This is a genomic window from Flavobacterium fryxellicola (genome assembly GCF_900143245.1).
Taxonomy (GTDB): domain Bacteria; phylum Bacteroidota; class Bacteroidia; order Flavobacteriales; family Flavobacteriaceae; genus Flavobacterium; species Flavobacterium fryxellicola.
The window spans coordinates 1-5,877 of sequence record NZ_FRDK01000024.1 but is presented as its reverse complement, the minus strand read 5'-3'; the positions used below and the strand labels follow the sequence as shown (position 1 = coordinate 5,877).

The window sequence follows — 5,877 nt, the reverse complement described above, 5'->3', positions numbered from 1 at the left end:
AGGGTTTTTAAAGAAAGGCGACGACATACTCTCCCACATAACTGCAGTACCATCTGCGCAGGCGGGCTTAACTACTCTGTTCGGGATGGGAAGAGGTGAGCCCCGCCGCAATAACCACCTTAAGAGGTTATAATTGCTTTGGGCAATTACTGTAATGCTATTTATCCTATGATAAATACCAATTACATAATATCTTAACATACTGAGATAAAGAAAATTTAAACTGTTTCCTTGTCCTTCTGGAAGAACCTAGGAATCTAGAAAGTTTCTTCCCAGCTCTTTGACAGAGCTGGGAAAAGCGTACATAAGCTTACGGGTTATTAGTACTACTCGACTATGACATTACTGCCTTTACATCTATAGCCTATCAACGTAGTCATCTCCTACGACCCTTAAAAGAAATCTCATCTTGTGGTGGGTTTCGCGCTTATATGCTTTCAGCGCTTATCCCTTCCAAACGTAGCTACTCTGCGATGCCACTGGCGTGACAACAGATACACTAGAGGTTTGTCCAATTCGGTCCTCTCGTACTAGAATCAGATCCACTCAAATTTCTTGCGCCCACAGTAGATAGAGACCGAACTGTCTCACGACGTTCTGAACCCAGCTCGCGTGCCACTTTAATGGGCGAACAGCCCAACCCTTGGGACCTTCTCCAGCCCCAGGATGTGACGAGCCGACATCGAGGTGCCAAACCCCCCCGTCGATATGAGCTCTTGGGGGAGATCAGCCTGTTATCCCCGGCGTACCTTTTATCCTTTGAGCGATGGCCCTTCCATGCGGAACCACCGGATCACTATGCTCTACTTTCGTACCTGATCGACCTGTATGTCTCTCAGTCAAGCTCCCTTATGCCATTGCACTCTACGCACGGTTACCAAGCGTACTGAGGGAACCTTTAGAAGCCTCCGTTACTCTTTTGGAGGCGACCACCCCAGTCAAACTACCCACCAAGCAATGTCCCCCGCATTACGGGGTTAGGCCTCAGATAAACAAAGGGTTGTATTTCAACAATGACTCCACAACGCCTAGCGACGCCACTTCACAGTCTCCAACCTATCCTACACATCATTTATCCAAGGTCAATACTAAGCTATAGTAAAGGTGCACAGGGTCTTTTCGTCCCACTGCGGGTAAGCGGCATCTTCACCGCTACTACAATTTCACCGAGCTCATGGCTGAGACAGTGTCCAGATCGTTACACCATTCGTGCAGGTCGGAACTTACCCGACAAGGAATTTCGCTACCTTAGGACCGTTATAGTTACGGCCGCCGTTTACTGGGGCTTCATTTCAATGCTTCTCCGAAGATAACATCTCCACTTAACCTTCCAGCACCGGGCAGGTGTCAGGCCCTATACTTCATCTTACGATTTTGCAGAGCCCTGTGTTTTTGATAAACAGTCGCCTGGACCTCTTCACTGCGGCCACGCCGTAAAGCGTGGCGACCCTTCTCCCGAAGTTACGGGTCTATTTTGCCTAATTCCTTAGCCATGAATCTCTCGAGCACCTTAGGATTCTCTCCTCGACTACCTGTGTCGGTTTGCGGTACGGGTACTTATTACCTGAAGTTTAGAGGTTTTTCTTGGAAGCCCTTAGGCGCACTATCTCTTCTACCGAAGTATCCGAGTACTATCGTATTTCCCCAAAACCCGTGGATTTGCCTGCGGGTCTTATAGGTAGGTACTTCAACGAACTATTCCGTCAGTTCGCGGCGCTTTCATCACTCCGTCACCCCATCACAGTAATAACTAGTACGGGAATATTAACCCGTTGTCCATCGACTGTCCCTTTCGGGTTCGCCTTAGGTCCCGACTAACCCACAGCTGATTAGCATAGCTGTGGAAACCTTAGTCTTTCGGTGTGCGGGTTTCTCGCCCGCATTATCGTTACTTATGCCTACATTTTCTTTTCTAACCAGTCCAGCAACCCTTACGAATCACCTTCAACCCTGTTAGAATGCTCCCCTACCACTGCGTAAATAAATACACAATCCATAGCTTCGGTAATATACTTATGCCCGATTATTATCCATGCTCGTCCGCTCGACTAGTGAGCTGTTACGCACTCTTTAAATGAATGGCTGCTTCCAAGCCAACATCCTAGCTGTCTGGGCAGACAAACCTCGTTCTTTCAACTTAGTATATATTTGGGGACCTTAGCTGATGGTCTGGGTTCTTTCCCTCTCGGACTTGGACCTTAGCACCCAAGCCCTCACTGTTAGTGAACATTATATAGCATTCGGAGTTTGTCAGGAATTGGTAGGCGGTGAAGCCCCCGCATCCAATCAGTAGCTCTACCTCTATATAACTTTATAACTAACGCTGCACCTAAATGCATTTCGGGGAGTACGAGCTATTTCCGAGTTTGATTGGCCTTTCACCCCTACCCACAGGTCATCCGAAGACTTTTCAACGTCAACCGGTTCGGTCCTCCACTATGTGTTACCACAGCTTCAACCTGCCCATGGGTAGATCACACGGTTTCGCGTCTAACACTACTGACTAAAGCGCCCTATTCAGACTCGCTTTCGCTACGGATCCGTGGCTTAACCACTTATCCTTGCCAGCAACGTTAACTCGTAGGCTCATTATGCAAAAGGCACGCCGTCACCCCACGAAAGGGCTCCGACCGCTTGTAAGCGTATGGTTTCAGGATCTATTTCACTCCGTTATTCACGGTTCTTTTCACCTTTCCCTCACGGTACTGGTTCACTATCGGTCTCTCAGGAGTATTTAGCCTTAGCGGATGGTCCCGCCAAATTCAGACAGGATTTCTCGTGTCCCGCCCTACTCAGGATACCACTATCTATTATACTCATTACTTATACAGGGCTATCACCTTCTTTGGCTCTACTTTCCAGTAGATTCTAATTCTTTGTACATAAAATGTCGTGGTCCTACAACCCCAACATTGCCGTAACAACATTGGTTTGGGCTAATCCGCGTTCGCTCGCCACTACTTACGGAATCACTTTTGTTTTCTTCTCCTCCGCCTACTTAGATGTTTCAGTTCAGCGGGTTTGCCCACCTATCGGTGTACTATCTCTTCAAGATAGTGGGTTGCCCCATTCAGGTATCTACGGATCAATTCGTGTGTGCCAATCCCCGTAGCTTTTCGCAGCTTATCACGCCTTTCATCGCCTCTGAGAGCCAAGGCATCCCCCATACGCCCTTATTTTGCTTATTGTACCAACACACTAATTAAAATGTGCCGTTTCTTTACTTGCCTAATGATAAACAAGTAAAAATGCTTTCTACTTTTTATTATTTTCTTATCTCAATATGTCAATGAACTTTAATATGTATTAAGTCTACTGTATTAAGTATTAAGATTTTGTCTTGATACTTGATACTATCCTCTTGATACTATCTGTGGAGAATAACGGAGTCGAACCGTTGACCTCCTGCGTGCAAGGCAGGCGCTCTAGCCAGCTGAGCTAATCCCCCAATACAGTTGGCAATGTTTCAGTGTTCAGTTTTCAGTAACTTTACCGTACATCCAAATGAGTTGTGAATTGCTAACTCTAGATTCTTCTTTTTTTTAAGTTATAATTGTTGTCTCGGACAGACTCGAACTGTCGACCCCTACATTATCAGTGTAATACTCTAACCAGCTGAGCTACGAGACAAGGTGATCTCTGATTTTTGATTGTTGATTAACGATTTTTGATGTCTTAACACCGTAAATCACAAATCTCCATTCAACAATCCTAAATCGTTATCTTTAACTTAAATTGTATTATTTGAACTAACAGCAAGAGTAATAAAATGTCTTTCTTTGTTTCCATTTCGAACTTTCGTCTTCTTTCCTAAAAGTGTTTATTGCTAAACTAACATTTAGGCTCTAGAAAGGAGGTGTTCCAGCCGCACCTTCCGGTACGGCTACCTTGTTACGACTTAGCCCTAGTTACCAGTTTTACCCTAGGCAGCTCCTTGCGGTCACCGACTTCAGGCACCCCCAGCTTCCATGGCTTGACGGGCGGTGTGTACAAGGCCCGGGAACGTATTCACCGGATCATGGCTGATATCCGATTACTAGCGATTCCAGCTTCACGGAGTCGAGTTGCAGACTCCGATCCGAACTGTGACCGGTTTTATAGATTCGCTCCTGGTCGCCCAGTGGCTGCTCTCTGTACCGGCCATTGTAGCACGTGTGTAGCCCAAGGCGTAAGGGCCGTGATGATTTGACGTCATCCCCACCTTCCTCGCAGTTTGCACTGGCAGTCTTGTTAGAGTTCCCGACTTGACTCGCTGGCAACTAACAACAGGGGTTGCGCTCGTTATAGGACTTAACCTGACACCTCACGGCACGAGCTGACGACAACCATGCAGCACCTTGTAAATTGTCTTGCGAAAAGTCTGTTTCCAAACCGGTCAATCTACATTTAAGCCTTGGTAAGGTTCCTCGCGTATCATCGAATTAAACCACATGCTCCACCGCTTGTGCGGGCCCCCGTCAATTCCTTTGAGTTTCATTCTTGCGAACGTACTCCCCAGGTGGGATACTTATCACTTTCGCTTAGCCACTGAGATTGCTCCCAACAGCTAGTATCCATCGTTTACGGCGTGGACTACCAGGGTATCTAATCCTGTTCGCTACCCACGCTTTCGTCCATCAGCGTCAATATATTAGTAGTAACCTGCCTTCGCAATTGGTATTCCATGTAATCTCTAAGCATTTCACCGCTACACTACATATTCTAGTTACTTCCTAATAATTCAAGTCAGACAGTATCAATGGCCGTTCCACCGTTGAGCGATGGGCTTTCACCACTGACTTACCTGACCGCCTACGGACCCTTTAAACCCAATGATTCCGGATAACGCTTGGATCCTCCGTATTACCGCGGCTGCTGGCACGGAGTTAGCCGATCCTTATTCTTACGATACCGTCAAGCTGGTTCACGAACCAGTGTTTCTTCTCGTATAAAAGCAGTTTACAATCCATAGGACCGTCATCCTGCACGCGGCATGGCTGGATCAGGCTTGCGCCCATTGTCCAATATTCCTCACTGCTGCCTCCCGTAGGAGTCTGGTCCGTGTCTCAGTACCAGTGTGGGGGATCTCCCTCTCAGGACCCCTACCCATCGTTGTCTTGGTAAGCCGTTACCTTACCAACTAACTAATGGGACGCATGCTCATCTTTCACCGATAAATCTTTAATAGTGACTTCATGCGAAGCTGCTATACTATGAGGTATTAATCCAAATTTCTCTGGGCTATCCCTCTGTGAAAGGTAGATTGCATACGCGTTACGCACCCGTGCGCCGGTCTCTAGGTCCGAAAACCTATACCCCTCGACTTGCATGTGTTAAGCCTGCCGCTAGCGTTCATCCTGAGCCAGGATCAAACTCTTCATCGTATATTGTGTGAGTCCAGATAAATCTGTTCTCTTTGTTTATGCGACTCCAATTCTAATGGTCTTTATCAAATCTCTCGATTCTATTACTCTTATTCTTTTGTTCCGATTTGCATCGGAACGGCTGTCAATTCAATATGTCTAGGAACGTGTTCTTATCTTCTTTTCACCTCAATTAACACTCGTTTAAGTGTTTCTCGAAGCGGGTGCAAAAGTACAACTCTTTTTTCAACTGGCAAGAAAAATGTGAAGTTTTTTTTGGAAATGTTTATCTCCGTTTAACCACTCTTTCTTATCAATCTCTCAAGGAACTTTGCCCGTTTTGCAGGGGTGCAAAGGTAACATCCGTTTTCTAATCTCACAAGCTTTTTGAAATCTTTTTTAGAAAATAAATTCCTCCTCCGATTTCTATATCTTGCCAGTATTTAAAGGAACGTTTGCCGTTGTTGCGGGTGCAAAACTAACACCTTTATACCGTTATTCAAGCTTTTTATTCGCTTTTTTTTATCGCTTTCTT

General features: G+C 46.1%; 2 tRNA genes and 3 rRNA genes. All 5 read right to left on the bottom strand.

Annotated elements, in window-relative coordinates:
* Nucleotides 1-12 precede the first annotated feature (12 nt).
* Nucleotides 13-122 (bottom strand): 5S ribosomal RNA (gene rrf, locus BUA03_RS16225).
* Between the two features lie 178 nt (nucleotides 123-300).
* Nucleotides 301-3,188 (bottom strand): 23S ribosomal RNA (locus BUA03_RS16220).
* A 186-nt stretch (nucleotides 3,189-3,374) separates the two neighbouring features.
* Nucleotides 3,375-3,448: transfer RNA gene (locus BUA03_RS16215), tRNA-Ala, on the bottom strand.
* Nucleotides 3,449-3,556: 108 nt separating this feature from the next.
* Nucleotides 3,557-3,630: transfer RNA gene (locus BUA03_RS16210), tRNA-Ile, on the bottom strand.
* A gap of 219 nt (nucleotides 3,631-3,849) precedes the next feature.
* Nucleotides 3,850-5,363: ribosomal RNA gene (locus BUA03_RS16205) — 16S ribosomal RNA — on the bottom strand.
* The 16S, 23S and 5S rRNA genes sit together here with 2 tRNA genes alongside, the layout of an rRNA operon.
* Nucleotides 5,364-5,877 lie beyond the last annotated feature (514 nt).